Here is a 3,028-nt window from a genome sequence, read left to right as displayed (position 1 = left end):
TAAGAGACAGACGCGGGGCGGTGCCCCGGCCCGAGCCGGGCCGCCGCCCTGCGGCTCTCGGCCGAGGCGGCCCGGCGCAGCAGTGTGGCGGCCTCCGGCAGCGCGGGCAGCCCGATGATCGCGACGGCGAACAGGAGAGCCGCCACCACCAGGAAAGCGCCGAGGTAGGTCAGCATCGCGACCCCGATGCCGACGAGGAGGTAGCGCGAGGCGTCCCAGGAACGCCGGACGGCGACCGTGAGGGGACCGGGTGGGGAGCTGCTCATGGCAGCCCACGGTACGGGGGCGCGCCCACCGCCGGAGGGGGGCGGTCCCCCGCCCGGGGGTGGTGCTGGCCGCACCCCCGGTCCGGTAGTGCGCACCCTCGCCCGGCCGCCGCCCGGCTCATAGCGTTCTAGCAGGTCAAACGGTACGGGGACGGTGGAGGCGAACAGTGGGTACGACGATGGTGGAGCAGGCGGCCGCGCTCGGTCTGGAGGGGGTGAGCCGGAGCTACGGGCGGCGCGGGAGCAGCCGGAGGACGACGGCGCTCGACGCGGTCAGCTGCGCGGTCCCGGCCGGCAGTTTCACCGCGGTGGTCGGCCCCTCGGGTTCGGGCAAGAGCACCTTCCTCCAGGTCGCGGCGGGCCTGGACCGGCCGACCTCGGGGACGGTCAGGATCGCCGGCACGGATCTCGGGTCGCTCTCCGAGGCGGCACTGACGCGGCTGCGCCGGGACCGGATCGGGTTCGTCTTCCAGTCGCACGCGCTCAACCTGGTGCCGTCGCTGTCCATCGAGGAGAACGTGGTGCTGCCGCTGGTGCTGGGCGGTGCGGACCCGGGCGGCCCCGATGTGCTGGCGCGGGGGCGGGAGTTGCTGGCCCGGGTGGGTCTCGCGGGGCGCGGCGGCGACGGGCCGTCGACGCTGTCGGGCGGCCAGCAGCAGCGGGTCGCGGTGGCACGGGCGCTGGTGACGGAGCCCGAGGTGATCTTCGCGGACGAGCCGACCGCCTCCCTCGACCCGGACTCCGCGGCGCTGGTGCTGGCGCTGCTGCGGGACGCCGTGCGGATCGAGGGCCGCACGGTCGTGATGGTCACCCATGACCCCGTGGCGGCGAGCTGGGCGGACACCGTGCTGACGATGGACGGCGGTCGGCTGCGATGAGGAGGCGTACGGGCACGGCGGCCCGGGAGACGTCGGACGTACGGAAGGGGCGTACGGGCGCGGCGGCCCGGGAGCCGCTGGGGGTACGGCAGGGGTCGCGGCGCGCGTCGGCGTTCCTGGCCCGGCGGTCGCTGGCCACGCACCGGCGGGCCTGGGCGGCGGTGATCGTGGCGACGGGCGCGGCCGCCGCGCTGATCGGCGCGTTCGCGTTCGTCGTCGGCTCGCTGCTGGTGGCCGCGCCGCCGGTGCAGCGGTACAGCGGCGCGGACGCGGTGGTGGCGGCGGACCAGAAGGTGTCGTACACCGCGAAGCCCTGGGGCAGTGAACCGCGGACCACGACGGCGTACCTGCCCGAGCGGGCCCGTCTGGACCGGTCGGTGCTGGCCGCGGTGGCGGGGGCCGACGGGGTGGCGAAGGCCGTCGCCGACGATTCCGTGCCGGTGTCCACGGGCGACGGGCGGCCGGCGGTGGGCCGCTCCTGGCCGTCCGCCGTTCTCACCCGGTACGAGCTGGCCGAGGGCCGGGCCCCCAGGGACGCGACCGAGGTCGTCCTGGACGGCGCGCTCGCGGCGGGCGGTCCCGCCCCGGGCGAGCGGGTCGTGCTGCGGGCCGACGGAGCCGCCCGGACGTACACCGTCAGCGGGATCGCCCGCACCGGGCACAAGGGCGACGCTGCCCCGGCCGTGTTCTTCACCGAGCCCCGGCTGACCGCCCTGGCCGGGCACCCGGGCCGGATCGACGCGATCGGCGTGGTCGCGGAGCCGGGGGTCTCGCGGGACGCGCTGCGGGACGCGATCGGCGCGGTCCTGCCGGAGCGCTCGGGCGTCCCCGGGTCCGACCGGGGGGTCAGGGTGCTGACGGGGACGGAGCGCGGGGAGGCCGAGCGGGTGGACGCGCTCGGCGGACGCGGCGACCAGCTGGCCCTGCTCGGTTCGATCGGCGGCACCGTGCTGATGGTGGCGCTCCTCGTGATCGCCTCGACGCTGTCCCAGGCGATCCATCAGCGGTCCGGCGAGCTGGCGTTGCTGCGTGCGGTGGGGGCGTCACCCCGTCAACTGCGGTCCGCGATCGGCCGGGAGGCGGGCCGGGTGTCCGCGGCGGCGGCGCTGCTCGGCGGCATCGGAGCCGTACCACTGGGTCTCGCGATGCGTTCGCTGCTGACGACCGATCCCCTGCCGCTGCCGGTGCCGTGGTGGCTGCCGCCCGCCGCTGCGCTGGCCGGCGGGCTGCTGGTCGCGCTGCTCGCGCGGCCGGTCGCGATGCTCGCCGCCCGGTCCATCACCCGGCTGCGGCCGGCCGCCGCGCTGGGCGCGGCGACGGCGGACGAGCCGAGCGAGCCGGGACGGTTCCGTACGGTGGCGGGGGTGGTGCTGGCCGTCGCCGGGATCAGCTCGGCGGGCGTGGCGACGACGCAGAGCGGTCAGGCGGCGGGCGCCGCCGCCTCGGGCGCGGCGATGTCCCTGGTGATCGCGGTCGCCCTGCTGGGGCCCCGGATCGCCCGGATCGCTCTGGGCGTGCTGGGCCGTCCGCTGCGGAAGGCGGGCGGGGTCTCGGGGTTCCTGGCCGAGCGGGCCGCCTCGGCGCACACCCGGCGGCTCGCCACCGCGTTCACCCCGATCGTGCTGGTGGTCGCGTTCGTCTGCGTGCAGCTCGCCTCGGGGCCGACGATGGAGCGGGCCTCCGGCCACCAGGCGTCCGCCGCGCTGCGGGCGGACCTGGTGGCGACGGGCGGCGGGGCGGGTCTGCCCACCGGAGCGGCCCGGGCGGTGCGGGAGGCGCCGGGGGTCACTGCGGCGACCGGGGTGCTGCGTTCGGCGGTCGTCCTGGCCGACCGGCAGGCCGGCGAGCCGGTGCTGACCCGGCTGCCCGTACTGGGTGTGGAGG

General features: G+C 77.4%; 3 protein-coding genes. 2 read left to right on the top strand and 1 reads right to left on the bottom strand.

Translation table 11 applies throughout. The features are described 5' to 3' along the window. Positions 1 to 266 (bottom strand): sensor domain-containing protein (locus CR470_RS36975; protein ID WP_373561474.1); only part of this gene is annotated, 266 nt, incomplete at its 3' end. A gap of 179 nt (positions 267 to 445) precedes the next feature. Here CR470_RS36975 and CR470_RS36970 point away from each other — a divergent pair. Both CR470_RS36970 and CR470_RS36965 read left to right on the top strand, forming a co-directional pair. Next, positions 446 to 1,144, top strand: coding sequence for an ABC transporter ATP-binding protein (locus tag CR470_RS36970; protein ID WP_097872080.1), 699 nt, complete (start codon positions 446 to 448; stop codon positions 1,142 to 1,144). Continuing rightward, on the top strand, positions 1,141 to 3,028 hold a 1,888-nt coding region (locus CR470_RS36965), incomplete at its 3' end, for an ABC transporter permease (protein ID WP_179892508.1). The genes CR470_RS36970 and CR470_RS36965, both read left to right, overlap by 4 nt.

The organism is Streptomyces sp. rh34, from assembly GCF_002551245.1.
Taxonomy (GTDB): Bacteria; Actinomycetota; Actinomycetes; order Streptomycetales; family Streptomycetaceae; genus Streptomyces.
Note: the sequence above shows the minus strand (reverse complement) of the source record. Positions and strands in the feature narration are given on the sequence as shown.